The organism is Tenacibaculum sp. MAR_2009_124 (assembly GCF_900105455.1).
Lineage (GTDB): Bacteria > Bacteroidota > Bacteroidia > Flavobacteriales > Flavobacteriaceae > Polaribacter.
In genome coordinates, this window is sequence record NZ_FNSF01000008.1 from 268,680 (window position 1) to 283,349 (window position 14,670).

At 31.5% G+C, this 14,670-nt stretch carries 14 protein-coding genes and 2 tRNA genes; 14 read left to right on the forward strand and 2 right to left on the reverse strand.

Annotated features, from left to right (window positions below; all coding sequences use genetic code 11):
- Positions 1-44: 44 nt before the first annotated feature.
- Positions 45-1,340: a T9SS type A sorting domain-containing protein gene (locus BLW23_RS21225; RefSeq protein ID WP_176829907.1), complete on the reverse strand. Its 1,296-nt coding sequence runs from the start codon at positions 1,338-1,340 to the stop codon at positions 45-47.
- Positions 1,341-1,547: 207 nt separating this feature from the next.
- Here BLW23_RS21225 and BLW23_RS21230 point away from each other — a divergent pair, with 207 nt between their 5' ends.
- The 8 genes from BLW23_RS21230 to BLW23_RS21265 all read left to right on the forward strand — a co-directional run bounded on the left by BLW23_RS21230 (position 1,548) and on the right by BLW23_RS21265 (position 9,540).
- On the forward strand, positions 1,548-2,471 hold the full coding sequence (locus tag BLW23_RS21230; RefSeq protein ID WP_093673722.1) for a DUF58 domain-containing protein: 924 nt from the start codon (positions 1,548-1,550) through the stop codon (positions 2,469-2,471).
- Positions 2,472-2,526: 55 nt separating this feature from the next.
- Positions 2,527-2,600, forward strand: a tRNA-Asp gene (locus BLW23_RS21235).
- A gap of 96 nt (positions 2,601-2,696) precedes the next feature.
- A tRNA-Asp gene (locus BLW23_RS21240) sits at positions 2,697-2,770 on the forward strand.
- 217 nt (positions 2,771-2,987) lie between these two features.
- The gene (locus BLW23_RS21245; RefSeq protein WP_093673724.1) at positions 2,988-5,258 is read left to right on the forward strand and encodes a CocE/NonD family hydrolase; all 2,271 of its coding nucleotides are present in this window, start codon (positions 2,988-2,990) and stop codon (positions 5,256-5,258) included.
- Between the two features lie 367 nt (positions 5,259-5,625).
- A complete protein-coding gene (locus BLW23_RS21250; RefSeq protein ID WP_093673726.1) occupies positions 5,626-6,450 on the forward strand; it encodes a prephenate dehydratase in 825 nt (274 codons plus the stop codon).
- On the forward strand, positions 6,447-7,589 hold the full coding sequence (locus tag BLW23_RS21255) for a pyridoxal phosphate-dependent aminotransferase (protein ID WP_093673728.1): 1,143 nt from the start codon (positions 6,447-6,449) through the stop codon (positions 7,587-7,589). The genes BLW23_RS21250 and BLW23_RS21255 overlap by 4 nt, the downstream gene beginning before the upstream one ends.
- Positions 7,590-8,447, forward strand: a complete 858-nt coding sequence (locus BLW23_RS21260; RefSeq protein WP_093673730.1) for a prephenate dehydrogenase — start codon at positions 7,590-7,592, stop codon at positions 8,445-8,447.
- Positions 8,448-8,457: 10 nt separating this feature from the next.
- Positions 8,458-9,540 carry a bifunctional 3-deoxy-7-phosphoheptulonate synthase/chorismate mutase type II gene (locus BLW23_RS21265; protein WP_093673732.1) on the forward strand — a complete coding sequence of 361 codons (1,083 nt, stop codon included), beginning with the start codon at positions 8,458-8,460 and terminating at the stop codon, positions 9,538-9,540.
- 36 nt (positions 9,541-9,576) lie between these two features.
- On the opposite strand, the gene BLW23_RS21270 is transcribed toward BLW23_RS21265, so the two are convergent.
- Positions 9,577-10,029 carry a hypothetical protein gene (locus tag BLW23_RS21270; protein WP_093673734.1) on the reverse strand — a complete coding sequence of 151 codons (453 nt, stop codon included), beginning with the start codon at positions 10,027-10,029 and terminating at the stop codon, positions 9,577-9,579.
- Between the two features lie 328 nt (positions 10,030-10,357).
- Here BLW23_RS21270 and BLW23_RS21275 point away from each other — a divergent pair, with 328 nt between their 5' ends.
- The 6 genes from BLW23_RS21275 to BLW23_RS21300 all read left to right on the forward strand — a co-directional run bounded on the left by BLW23_RS21275 (position 10,358) and on the right by BLW23_RS21300 (position 14,644).
- The gene (locus tag BLW23_RS21275) at positions 10,358-11,113 is read left to right on the forward strand and encodes a DUF5995 family protein (RefSeq protein ID WP_093673736.1); all 756 of its coding nucleotides are present in this window, start codon (positions 10,358-10,360) and stop codon (positions 11,111-11,113) included.
- A 38-nt stretch (positions 11,114-11,151) separates the two neighbouring features.
- Positions 11,152-12,093, forward strand: coding sequence for a ribosome small subunit-dependent GTPase A (gene rsgA, locus BLW23_RS21280; RefSeq protein WP_093673738.1), 942 nt, complete (start codon positions 11,152-11,154; stop codon positions 12,091-12,093).
- 21 nt (positions 12,094-12,114) lie between these two features.
- Positions 12,115-12,567 carry a D-aminoacyl-tRNA deacylase gene (gene dtd / locus BLW23_RS21285; protein WP_093673740.1) on the forward strand — a complete coding sequence of 151 codons (453 nt, stop codon included), beginning with the start codon at positions 12,115-12,117 and terminating at the stop codon, positions 12,565-12,567.
- A 1-nt stretch (position 12,568) separates the two neighbouring features.
- The gene (locus BLW23_RS21290) at positions 12,569-13,210 is read left to right on the forward strand and encodes a TatD family hydrolase (protein WP_143032254.1); all 642 of its coding nucleotides are present in this window, start codon (positions 12,569-12,571) and stop codon (positions 13,208-13,210) included.
- The gene (locus BLW23_RS21295; protein ID WP_093673744.1) at positions 13,207-13,923 is read left to right on the forward strand and encodes a tRNA threonylcarbamoyladenosine dehydratase; all 717 of its coding nucleotides are present in this window, start codon (positions 13,207-13,209) and stop codon (positions 13,921-13,923) included. Before BLW23_RS21290 ends, BLW23_RS21295 begins: the two co-directional genes overlap by 4 nt.
- Positions 13,924-13,999: 76 nt before the next feature.
- On the forward strand, positions 14,000-14,644 hold the full coding sequence (locus BLW23_RS21300) for a YceI family protein (protein WP_093673746.1): 645 nt from the start codon (positions 14,000-14,002) through the stop codon (positions 14,642-14,644).
- The last annotated feature ends 26 nt before the right edge of the window (positions 14,645-14,670 follow it).

Sequence of the window (14,670 nt, forward strand, 5' to 3'; positions counted from 1 at the left end):
CTACTTCAATAAAAAACCTCCAGAGTTTCAGTAGGCTCTTAATGTTATCTTTTTATAATCATGCGAGTAATAAAATTAGTATCGCTCCCGTGCACTCTCACTAAATACAAACCTCTCCTTAAATTTGAAACGTCTATTTCTGTATCTTGAGTTCGTAAAATTTCTCTTCCTGAAAAATGCAACAATCGAACACTTTCTATAGTAGCACCTCTGCCATCAATTCTCAATATATTTCTTACGGGGTTCGGTCCAACAACCACATTTTGCAGACTTACTTGACCATCTCCGCAACAATTTTCTCTGTAATAAGCCTTACAATCAATATACCAACATCCTTCTGATTCAGCATAAGCCTGATCATCAACTTGAATACAACGAAGATCTTTATTTCCTGTAGCACTAAATGACGTCAAATTCGTATTCGCTCCGTTTCTTATATTTAAAGTTACTAGATCATTATTATAACAATATAAATCTGTTAACTCCTTATTATTTGAAACATCTAAGCACTTAATTTTATTATTATAACAGTATAATAATTGTAAAGCTGTAGCTCCTGATACATTTAGAGACTGAATACTATTATTATAACAATACAAATGCTCAAGCGAACTGTTTGTCGAAGCATTTAATCTTCGTAATAAATTGTTATAGCAATATAATAACCTAAGTGAATCAGCTCCTTTTACATTTAAACTAACCAAGTTATTATCATAACAATATAAATCCGTTAAACACGAGTTTTTAGAAACATCTAAACAATACAACTCATTATTATAGCAGTAAAGACGTTGTAAAGACCTTGCTTTGGAAACATCTAAACTTAATAATTGATTATTATAACAATAGATATCAGTTAGCTTGCGACTGCCCGAAATGTTTAACCAACGAAGTTTATTCTCGTAGCAATGTAACATTGTTAACGACGGAGTTCCCCATAAATGCAATTGTCTTAACTCATTATTATAACAATACAAATATTTTAAAGCCCTATTTCGACCAATATGTAATTGCTTTAATTTATTGTTATAACAATATAATGACACCAAGGATTTGTTTCTAGACAAATCTAATCTCGTAATTTCATTATCATTACACCATAAACCGGTTAAGTTTACAAAGGCTTGGATACCTCTTAAGCTTTTAATTCCTTTTCCTTGACAATAAAGTCCTCCAGAAAAATTTTCAGCTTCAGACAACTGAATTTTACCATCCCCATTGGTATCAACTCCTGATTCATTAATTAGATAATTCTTAAAATTCGCATCTGGAATTCTTAATTCATTAGCGCTTATAACTCCTACGCACAAGAGTAAAATAAAAGTAAAAATTTTGTTCATAATAATTCTTTGTAATTGTTCTTTTGAGCGGCAAATATGTAACATGTTCCGTTAATGGAAAATGGGTAAAAACCCTAAAACCTATTTCAGTAATTACCATTAATAGCTTCCTCAGTTTACCTTAAAACAAAAAAGCCATCTCCCTGAAAAGCGAACAAATAAAAAAGTACTTGACTATGTACAAGTCTTTCGTTATTTTCGAAGACTATGATTGATTTAAACAACTCACTTTCTTCAGAAATAAAAAACCTTGATTTACTAGCTAGACAAGTCGTTGAGGGATTCATTACTGGGATGCATAAAAGTCCTTTCCATGGATTTTCTGTTGAATTTTCAGAACACAAACTTTATAATAAAGGAGAAAGTACTCGACATATTGACTGGAAACTGTTTGCAAAAACGGAAAAATTGTACACCAAAAAGTATGAAGAAGAAACAAATTTACGTTGTCATATAATTATTGACAACTCCGCTTCAATGCACTACCCTATTAGTAATAATCAACAAATTGATAATTTAAATAAAATTGGTTTTTCTTCAGTAGCCGCTGCTTCATTAATAGAAATACTTAAACGTCAACGTGATGCCGTAGGATTAAGTGTTTATTCTGACAGCTACGAATTTTATGCTCCTGAAAAAGGAAGTGAACGTCATCGAAAAATGATTGTACATCAATTAGAAAAATTAATGCAATCGTCTTCCTCTACTACAACAGATACTTTTGAGTATTTGCACGAAATAGCGGAAAAAATGCATCGTCGATCATTAATCTTTTTATTTACAGATATGTTTCAAACTACGAAAAGTGAACATGAATTATTCGAAGCTCTTCGTCATTTGAAGCACAATAAACATGAAGTTGTTTTGTTTCACACCTACGATAAAGAGCTAGAATTTAATTTTAATTTCGATAATACACCAAAAAAATTCGTTGATGTTGAAACTGGAGAAGAAATTAATTTATACGCTGAAAACATTAAAGAAAAGTATACGGAACTAACAAACGAATTCTTTAAAAACCTAAAGAACAAATGCTTGCAATATAAAATAGATTATGTGCCCGTAAACATTCATGATGGCTATCATCAGGTACTCTCAACTTATTTGATCAGCAGGCGAAATTTTTTATAGAAACTTCCTTTTATTATTAAAAAAAAGTTATATATTTGCATCCGCTTAGCGCAACGGTCTGGTAGTTCAGCTGGTTAGAATACATGCCTGTCACGCATGGGGTCGCGGGTTCGAGTCCCGTCCAGACCGCTAAAAGTTCTCTCGACAAATGAGTCGATATTTTTTAAAAAAATTGTTGCAGATACAAAAAACAAGTTTATATTTGCAACCGCTTATCAAAGCAACGGTCTGGTAGTTCAGCTGGTTAGAATACATGCCTGTCACGCATGGGGTCGCGGGTTCGAGTCCCGTCCAGACCGCTAAAAGCTTCTCAATTTTGAGAAGCTTTTTTTATGACCAAAACTTTAGAAGTTCTCTCTTCTCCAATCATGCCCAAAAGTTTTAAAACAAAGATTTGAATTCATCCAAAATAAAGAATTCAAAAAAGGATTTTTTTTCATTTTGTTAGTAATCTTTCCGTCATAAATAATATATCTTTAAATCATTATTTTACTACTAACCTATTACACATAAAGAATGAAATTTAAAAATTGTTTTTTACGAATCGCTACTTTACTATTTACCTCTCTTATTTTTTCTCAAAAAATACATCTCCCAAAAGAAATTCATAGCAATGCATCTTCTATACCAGGATTGATCAAGAAAATTTCAGAAGAAATACTAACGAAAGATCAAAAAGATTCCATTACATCATATTACAATTCAATTTTTCATATCCAACTCTTAGCGGAAGAATACAAGAATGCAGATAAAAGTATTGATACATATATTGATAGCTACACAATTAATAAACTTAGAACGGGACGCGTTTTTTTATACAAGGTCTTCGCTAAAGCAGGTCAACTTAGTAAAGAAAAGAACATTTTATTTAACCAATCTTTTAAAAAGACTTTTATCAATTCATATACTAATTTAAAAGATGTACTAAAACCTGAAGTTACTAGAAGTATTAACAACGACACAAAAATCTCTGATTTAAAAGAAAGATTTCATAAATCGTTAAATGAATACAAGGATACTGATAGCTTATCCATAGGTCAGGCCAAAGGTTTATGTAATGCTTACAGCAAATTTTCTGTGTACTCACAAGTTGGTCAATTAGCTCAAAAGCTCCTGGATGATGAGGATAAAAAAATATTCGATATACGAGAAAATGTACTCATTAAAACAGATAATGGCGCAGAAGTTACAGCTTTAATCATCAGGAAAAAGGGAATCAAAAAAAAGCTTCCTGCCATATTTATCTATAATATTTACGCAGGTTCTTATGACTATGAAGTTGCTAAACGTGCCGCTGTTAATGGCTATGTTGGGATAGCTGTTAATACCAGAGGAAAAAGATTAAGTAAAAACGAAATCCTCCCTTTTGAATTTGATGGTAAGGATTCTTACAAAATAATAGACTGGATAAGTAATTACAAATGGTGTAATGGAGACGTTGGTATGATGGGAGGAAGTTATCTTGGCTTTAGTCAATGGTCAGCAACAAAAAAACTACATCCTGCTTTAAAAACCATCGTTCCTCAGGTATCTGTAGGTATTGGTATTGATTACCCTATGCAAAACAACGTATTCATGAGTTACATGCTTCAATGGATAAATTATGTTCGTAATAATAAGTTTACCGATGAAAACGTATTTGCAAGCAAAGATTACGTAAAAGCTTATGACAAATATTATCAAAAAGGATACTCTTTTAATAAACTTGATAGTTTGTTAAATAAAGGAAAAAACAAAATATTTCAAAAATGGTTAAAGCACCCTAGTTATGATAGCTTTTGGAGTGATATGGTTCCTTATAAAGAAGAGTTTAAAAACATTAATATTCCTATTTTAACAACTACCGGTTATTACGACGCCGATCAGATTGGTGCTCTATATTATTTTAACCAACACTACAAACACAATGCAAAAGCAAATCATTATCTAGTTATTGGTCCATATTCGCATGGAGGAGGGCAACACTATCCAAGCAAAGTTTTATCTGGATACACCATAGATAAAACCGCTTTAATTAGTATTCATGAATTAGCGTATCAATGGTTTGATCATATTCTTAAAAACAAACAGAAGCCAAGCTTGTTAAAAGATAGGATAAACTATCAAGTAATGGGAGCTGATAAATGGAAACATTGCTCTTCTTTTGAAACTATGAATTCAAACCACTTCAAATTTTATCTTTCAAACATAACGGATGGACAAAATTTCAAGCTACAAACCAATCAACCAAAATCGGAAGGTTCAATATCGTATGAAATAGATCTAAGCAAGAGAAATAAAAAAGACAAACATGGATTTTTTTCAGGAGCAATTACAGGAAAGGAAATCAACTTTGAAAATGCGATTAGCTTTATCTCAGATCCATTCGATCAAGATGTTTCAATAAACGGAACTTTTGAAGGTTCACTAAATGTAGTTATAAATAAAAGGGATATGGATGTATTTATCAAGCTATATGAAATACTTCCCGATGGATCTTATTTTTATCTATCTGAATACTTAGCACGAGCCAGTTATGCCAAGAATAATGAAAAAAGAGAACTATTAGAACCTTTCAAGAACTATAAATTCCCAATAAAAAAATCTTTTATGACCTCTAAAAAAATCTCTAAAGGGAGCAAAATCCTTGCAATTCTAGGTGTCAATAAATCTAAATACTGGGAGATAAACTATGGAACTGGTAAAACAGTTAGTACTGAAACCATTAAAGATGCAGGAGCCCCTTTATTAGTGAAATTAATTAACGATAGCAATATAACTATTGGTTATAACAAAAAAACCGAATAATATTATTTGAAAATAAAAACTAAAAAAGGGATGTTCATTTTTAAAAACAGCATCCCTTTTTCCTTTATAGAACTCATAATAAATTGATTAAAACATATCACTCTAATTCCAATTAATGAAAACGATATCGTAATTACTGAAAAATATTTTTTACTAAAATTTGTTTATTTAAAATAAAATGCCAAGATTTGTCATGTTCAATAAATAAAAGACACGAAGAGATGTTAAACAACGTATGGCAAGGTTTCTATTTTTACTTTTACTTTTTTAGTAAGAGGAGAGACTTTATATCATATTGTTAATAACATAAATAATAATATAAACGTAAAGTCTCGATAACATCGAGGCTTTTTTTTTGCATTAAAAAATGAAGAAAATAGCCATTCAAGGAATACAAGGAAGCAACCACCATATTGTGGCTCAAAAGTATTACAGCGACAACATTCAACTTAATGAATGTTTATCGTTCGATTCCTTAACGGATAGCCTTTTAAAAAATGATTCTGATGAAGCAATTATGGCTATTGAGAACACTATAGCCGGGTCTATAATACCAAATTACGCCCTAATCGACAAATACAATTTGCACATCACAGGAGAGTACTATTTACCTATTCACCATCATCTGATGGCATTGCCCAATCAGGATATAAAAGACATTAAGGAAGTTTGTTCTCACCCAATGGCTCTTTTACAATGCAAAGAATTCTTTAAAAGTTACCCTTCTATTAAATTAGTTGAAGGCGTTGATACTTCTGCTGTTGCAAAAAATATAGCAAATCAAAAATTAAAAGGTGTCGCTGCAATTGCTCCTAAAATAGCTGCCGAAATTTTTGATTTAGAAGTTATTGAAGATGAAATACAAACCATTAAAAATAATAAAACTAGGTTCGTTATTCTCCAAACTAAAAAACCCATTAATCAAACAAATCACATAAGTAAAGCATCCTTGCGTTTTGAATTAGATCATAAAAGAGGTAGCCTAGCTACTGTTTTAAATGTGATGAGTGATTGTAAACTGAATTTAACAAAAATACAATCACTTCCCATTATAGAGACTCCGTGGAAATATGCCTTTTTTGTGGATGTTACCTTCAATAATTACGATGATTATAATAAAGCAAAATCGATTATTGAAATAATGGCTAATAATTTCAAAATATTAGGAGAATACAAAAACGGAAGATCATGATAACATTTGCCAATCGTTTACAAACTGTTCAAGAGTACTACTTTTCTACAAAATTAAGAGAGGTACGACAACTTGCCGCTGAAGGAAATCCCATTATCAATATGGGGATCGGAAGTCCCGATTTACAACCTCCTAAATCGGTAATTAAGGCTATTCAAGATAGTTTAACTGAAATTGGAGCTCACAAATATCAAAGTTACCAAGGGCTTCCTGAATTTAGAGATGCCATTGCCAATTTCTATCAAAATAAATATAATGTATCTGTAAACCCCAATGATGAAATACTACCGTTAATGGGTAGTAAGGAAGGTATAATGCATATTTCTCTAGCTTTTTTGAATGAAGGAGATAAAGTACTAATTCCCAATCCAGGATACCCAACCTACAGTTCTGTTACTAATTTGATTGGAGCCGACCCTATATTTTACAATTTAGATGCTAGCAATGGATGGCAACCGAACTTTGACGAATTAGAAAAACTAGATTTAACGAACGTAAAACTCATGTGGATCAATTATCCACATATGCCAACAGGAGCAAGAGGCTTGGACGAAACTTATAAAAAACTAATAGCTTTCGGTAAAAAACATCATATAATTATTGTAAATGACAACCCATATAGTTTCATTTTAAATGAGAATCCACAAAGTATTTTACAAGTGGAAGGAGCAAAAGATATTGCTTTAGAACTAAACTCTTTGAGCAAATCATTTAATATGGCGGGATGGCGTGTTGGAAAACTGATTGGTAATTCAACTTTTCTAAAAGAAGTTCTTAAAGTTAAAACCCAAATGGATTCTGGAATGTTTTACGGAATTCAAAAAGGTGCTATCAAAGCGCTAGAATTAGAAAATTCTTGGTTTTCAGAACAAGATAAAGTTTACAAGAAAAGACAACAGTTAATCTTTCAACTTGCTGACATTCTTGATTGTAATTATGACAATAACGCCTCTGGAATGTTTGTTTGGGCCAAACTGCCAAACGGAAAGTCTTCAGAAAAAATGGTCGACGAATTACTATATAATAAAAACATTTTTGTAGCACCAGGAAGTATTTTTGGAAGTCAAGGAGAAGGATATATTCGTTTTTCGTTATGCCTTCCTGAAACGCAAATAAAAGAAGCAATAACACGATTTTAGATGAAAGTATACGTTATAGGATTAGGGTTAATTGGTGGTAGTTTAGCACTCGATATTAAAGAGGAGTTTAAAAACAGTACTATTTTTGGTATTGACATTAATGATCATCATATAAAGGAAGCCATAGAGCTAGGGGTTATTCAAAAAGAAGCTACTATAGATTCTATACAAGAAGCAGATGTTGTGATCATTTCTGTGCCTGTAGATGTTTCTTTAGACTTAACTAAAAAAGTGTTAGATAACATCTCTGAAAACACCTTAGTTATTGATGTAGGTTCTACCAAAGTAGATATCTGTAAAAATATTGAAAATCACCCAAATCGGAGAAATTTTTTAGCGGCACACCCTATCGCTGGAACCGAGTTTTCAGGACCTAAAGCTGCTTTAAGAAATTTATATAGAGGCAAGACTAACATTATCTGTGAGGTTGAAAAAACAGCTTTCAAACTTCAAGAAAGAGCACTTTCAATTTTTTCTAAAATTGGTATGCGTATTCGCTATATGGATCCAAAATCACATGACAAACATATTGCATATGTATCTCATTTATCTCATATAAGTTCTTTTATGTTAGGAAAAACGGTGATAGAAAAGGAGAAAAATGAACGTGATATCTTTGATATGGCGGGCAGTGGATTCGCCTCAACTGTTCGTTTAGCAAAAAGTTCACCAGCTATGTGGACACCAATATTTAAACAAAATAAAACCAACGTTATAGAAACCCTCGAAGAATACATTTTAAACTTGCAACAATTCAAAGAATTAATGCAACAAGACAATTTCGAAGAGATTTATAAGGAAATGGAAAACACGAATCATATAAAACAAATTTTAAACGGTATTTTATTAGATGCCTAAGTAACAACACATGGAAAATTCTAAACAACTCAGAACGTGGTTAGATGATATGAAATTATCTCACCCATTAGTAATTGCCGGCCCTTGTAGCGCGGAAACCGAAGATCAAGTATTGAATATAGCTCATGAGCTAAAAAATTCTGATGTAAACTATTTTAGAGCTGGTATCTGGAAACCAAGAACACGTCCAGGTAACTTTGAAGGAGTTGGAGCACTTGGATTAAAATGGCTGCAACGCGTTAAAGAAGAAACAGGAATGAAAACCTGTACTGAAGTAGCGAATACAAACCATGTAAAGTTGGCTATTGAAAATGATGTCGATTTATTATGGATTGGAGCAAGATCAACCGTAAGTCCTTTCATTATGCAAGAAATTGCGGAAGCACTTGAAGGTACCGACAAAATTGTTTTAGTAAAAAATCCTGTAAATCCAGACTTAGCCCTATGGCTTGGTGGAATCGAAAGATTATACTCTAAAGGAATTAAAAAACTAGGAGCTATTCATAGAGGTTTCTCAACGTATGAAAAGTCGAAATATCGTAATATTCCTGAGTGGCAAATCGCCGTTGAATTCCAAAATAGATTTCCAGATTTACCTTTAATTTGTGATCCTTCACATATTACTGGTAACCGAGATATGGTTTTTGATGTTTCTCAAACAGCATTAGACTTAAACTTTGATGGTCTTATGGTAGAAACACATAATGATCCAGATAATGCATGGAGTGATGCCGCACAGCAAGTTACCCCAGATTCACTTAAACAAATGATGGTAGATTTAAGAGTTAGAAAAGAAACAGCTTCTGATAAAAGCTACCGAGAAAGTCTTGACAATTTAAGAGCTCAAATAAATGTAGTCGATAATCAATTAATTGATGTTCTTGGAAAAAGAATGAAAATTTCTGACAAAATTGGAGAACTTAAAAAAGAGAAGAATGTAGCCGTTTTACAATCAAAACGATGGAATGAAATTCTTGGAAATATGATTCTAGAAGGAGAAAGTAGAGGTTTAGGAGAAGAATTTGTTTTAAAAATGTTTAAAGCAATTCACCAAGAAAGTATTAATCATCAAGAAAAAATAATTAAAGGATAAAAAAAGAGGCGCCATATTTGGCGCCTCTTTCATTAATTATTTTAGTCTTTTAAAGATATATCTTGTAATAAAAATACCATTTTTATCACCTTTACCTCCGTAACTTTCAACACCGCTATTTACAAAAGCTAAATCCCATCCTTCTTCAACCATAGTGTTGATTTTAGATGTAATTATTGCGTCATTCGCTACAATATTTTGAAATCTGATACCTCCAATATTGAAAAAGTTCAATAATTTAGTTTCTTCAAAATTCTTAACACGAATCTTAGATCTGTCCGATTTGTTTCTTTTATCACCTTCTTCAGAACGTTCAGATGTAAAATCTTTATAATTTCTGTCGTCATTAGAAGAGATTAACCTTGATCTTCCTAAACCACTCGGAATAATTGATTCTACACTTGTGATAACTTTGTACTCATACTTTTGAGCAACTGCCGATAATGATACGAACACAAATAAAATTAGTGTTACTACTAGTTTCTTCATAAATTTTTGTATATTTTTTTTCAGCCAACAAAACTATATTTTTTTTTGTTTTCCTTATCCTTTTTTTAACATTATTTGAGCAGAAAAAAAAACATCCCCAAAACTAATTCCACACAAACTTTAAACCAAAAACATACAACCCTGATAATAAGTGCAATAACAAATCAAAACACTCTTCTTGCTTTTTTGTTCCTTACTAAACGCCATAATGACTTCAATCTATTACTCGAATATTTCACTGCTTATCTTACCAATACAAACTACATTGAAATCACTTTTGCATATTTCTTTTATTTTAGTAAATTCATTGTACCAAACTTAATATAACATGCCACCAATCAATACAATTGATGATGTAATTAGCACACTACAAAAAATTGTAGACGACTCCATAAAAAATGAAAGTACTTTAGGATATTTCGCTGCTCTTTATCTAAATGTAACAATTAAAGTAAAAGAAGGAATTGAAAACGATTATTTCGAAAATGGAGAGAGAATGGAAAAACTCGATGTTATTTTCGCTAAAAGATACATTCAAGCTTATTTTGACTTCAAGGAAAACAAACCCACAACATTTTCATGGAAAAAGGCTTTTGATATAACCAATAAATTCTGGTATATAGTACTTCAACACTTGCTCATAGGAATGAATGCTCATATTAATTTAGATTTAGGAATAGCATCCGCTGAAGTAATGAAAGGTCAAAACATTGAAGATCTTAAAACAGATTTTAACAGAATTAACAAAATACTGTCCTCTCTTGTTCATGAGGTTGAAGAAGATTTATCTGAAATTTGGCCCTTTTTAAAAACCATCTTAAGATTTACCCATAAAATCGATAGTTTCTTAATTGACTTTAGCATGAAATTGGCCAGAGATGGCGCTTGGAAGTTTGCTGTAAAACTTGCTAGTTCTCCTCAAAACATCACTAACGCCTTAATTGAAGAACAGGACTTAAAAGTAGCTGAAAAAGCTTCCATTATTACCAAACCAGGAATAATTATACAACTAATTTTTATGTTTATTAGAATCGGTGAAAAAGGTTCAATAGCCGATAAAATAAGAGATTTAAGTGAAAAATAACTTTTACAACATTCAATTTTTATTCTCATCTTTGCTAAATGATTGGAACCGTTTATAAATCAACAGGAAGTTGGTATTGGGTAAAGTCCGAAGGAGTACTTTATAAATGTAGAATTAAAGGAAAATTCAGAATCGAGGGTATAAAAAGTACAAACCCGATCGCTGTCGGAGATATTGTAGAATTTGAGCTTGAAACCAAAACTGATGACAATACTGGTGTTATTACTAAAATTAAAGATCGTAAAAATTTTATTGTTCGTAAATCGGTTAACCTTTCAAAACAAACTCATGTAATTGCCGCCAATATCGATCAGGTATTTCTATTAGTTACGATTAACAACCCTCCTACATTAACTACTTTTATCGATCGTTTTTTAGTAACCGCGGAAGCTTATTCTATAGAAGCTATTTTAGTTTTCAATAAAATCGACACTTATGAAATAGACGAAAAAGCGGAAGTATTATATCTAAAAGATATTTATGAAACTATTGGATATAAGTGTATTGATGTTTCTGCTCTTGAAAACAAAAACATTGACCTGGTTAAAGAATTAATGTTGAATAAAGTAAGTATGTTCGCAGGACATTCAGGTGTTGGAAAAACTACTCTGGTTAACGCCATAGAACCTTCTCTTGACCTAAAAACGAAGGAAATTTCTGAACAACACAAACAAGGTCAGCATACAACCACTTTTGCTGAAATGTTTGATTTGAGTTTCGATGCCAAAATCATCGATACTCCAGGAATAAAAGGTTTTGGTGTTGTTGATATGGATAAAAATGAACTAGGAGATTACTTCCCTGAGTTCTTTGCTCTAAAACAGCATTGCAAGTTTAATAATTGTATCCATATAAATGAACCTCGTTGCGCTGTTAAAGATGCTCTGGAAAAGGACGAAATTTCTTGGTCTCGTTATAAAAGTTATTTGCAAATTTTAGAAGGAGAAGAAGAAAACTACAGAACTGACATCTGGAAATAGTTAAAATAATAATTGTTTTAAATGAAAGTAATAGTCCAAAGAGTTACAAAAGCTAGTGTTACAATAAATGATGATATAGTAGCAGATATTGATAATGGCTTATTAGTTTTATTAGGCATTGTTAACGAAGATACTCAAGAAGATATTAATTGGTTATCAAAAAAAATAACCGGGCTTCGTATTTTCAATGATACTGAAGGCATTATGAATACTTCAATACTGGACACCAAAGGAGATATTATTGTTGTAAGTCAATTTACGCTGCATGCTTCCACTAAAAAAGGCAATCGTCCTAGTTATATCAAAGCGGCTAAACCAAAAATTGCAATTCCTTTGTACGAAAGTTTTATAGAACAGATTGAAAATGATTTGGGTAAAAAAATTCAAACAGGAGAATTTGGTGCCGATATGAAAGTAGCACTTTTAAATGATGGACCAGTAACTATTATTATTGACACTAAAAACAAAGAATAAGATGTTTTTTGACGTTCATACTCATAATTTAGAACCTCAGAAAAGTGTACTTTCCATTATTAATCAATACCCTAACGATCCTTTTACAGACTCCTTTTTTTCTGTAGGAATTCATCCTTGGTACATTTCTGAAAAAAAATTAGAAAGTGAATTCGATTTACTGGAGAAGAAACTTGTACTAAAAAATTGTTTAGCATTAGGTGAGTGTGGATTGGATAAACTTTCTAGAACAAACTATGGAATCCAAATAAACGTTTTTAAAAGACAAATAGAATTATCTGAGAAAACTAAAAAGCCTCTAATTATTCATTGTGTAAAAGCCTACAATGACATCATAGTACTTAGAAAGCAATTAAAACCTCAGCAACCTTGGATTCTGCATGGCTTTAACAAAAGTCTTCAAGTTGCCCAAGATTTATTAAAAAATGACATCTGCATTTCTTTAGGAAGTGCTTTATTAACCAATCGAAAACTTCAAACCATTGTAACCGAAATTAACTCTTCGAAAATTTTACTAGAAACAGACAATTCAAAAGAGTCTATTACTGACATTTATAATACATTTGCCTCCATTAAAAATGAGAATATTGAACTCGTGATAAAACAAATTAATAAAAACTTCAATAAAATATTTATAGTATGAGTTGGTTAGAACGTACTGAGTTATTAGTGCAAGAAGAAGGTTTAAATAAAATTAAGAACGCTAATATTTTAGTTGTAGGATTGGGTGGTGTAGGATCATTCGCTGCTGAATTTATTGCTAGAGCAGGAGTAAATAAAATGACTATTGTTGATGGTGATTTTTTTGATGAAACAAATAAAAATCGTCAATTACCAGCCTTAAATAGTACTATTGGAAAGTCGAAAGCTTTAGTAATGGCGTCGCGAATAAAAGATATAAACCCAGATATTGAATTAACGGTTTTAGAAGAATTTGTATCTCCAGAAAGAGCCTACGAAATTATAAACCCAGAATTCGATTATATTCTTGATTGCATAGACAGTATTACTCCAAAAGTAAACCTTATCGTAGCTGCCAGAAGAAAGAAAGTGAAAATCATAAGTTCTATGGGAGCTGGAGGAAAACTGGACGCCTCAAAAGTTAAAGTTAAAGATATAAGTAAAACTAAAAACTGTAGAATGGCCAAAAACCTTAAAAAACGACTAAAAGCGCGAAAAGTTGACAAAGGTGTTAGAGCTGTATATTCCGAAGAAATTCAAATACCTCAAAGTCTAAAACTTACCGACGGTACAAACTTCAAGAAATCGTATTATGGAACAATAAGTTATATGCCCGCTGCGTTTGGTTTGCAAGCTGCTTCGTATGTTATCAATCAGTTAATAAATAAAAAATAATTTCCACGGAAACTATTTTTTATCTACATTTGTTCTAAATTAGAATAGAAAATTCAATCATTTAAAACTAATATTTATGAAAAAATCGATTTTAGCAATTGCTTTTATAGCATTAACTGCTATTTCATGTAAAAACGATAAGAATAAAGTAGAAGCTAAAGAAGAAGTTAAAGACGTTCAAAAAGTTGAAAACGTTATTAATTCATATAAAGCTAATATTGCTGAATCTACAGTATCTTGGAAAGGTTCAAAGCCAACAGGTTCTCACAATGGAGTTGTTTCTTTACAAAATGGAGTTTTCGATATTGAAAACGGAACTTTAAAAGCTGGAGAATTCACTATTGATATGAACACGATTTCTTGTTCTGATTTAGAAGCAGGAAATGGAAAAGAAAAATTAGAAGGTCACTTAAAAGCTGGCGATTTCTTTGACGTTGCGAAATTCCCAACAGCTAAATTCGAAATAACAAGTTCTGAAACAAAAGGAGGTAAATTACATATTACTGGAAACTTAACTATTAAGGATGTAACTAAAAGTATTACAATTCCAGTTACCGTTACTGAACAAGATGGTCTTGCTACTTTAAAAAGCGATACTTTTAGTGTAGATCGTACTGACTTCGGAGTAACTTATAGCTCTAAGAAGTTTGACGCTGCTTTAAAAGATAAATTCATCAATGACTTAATGGAAATGTCTTTCGATATTAAAGCGAAAAAATAATTCCCATTACATATCATAAAAAAGAG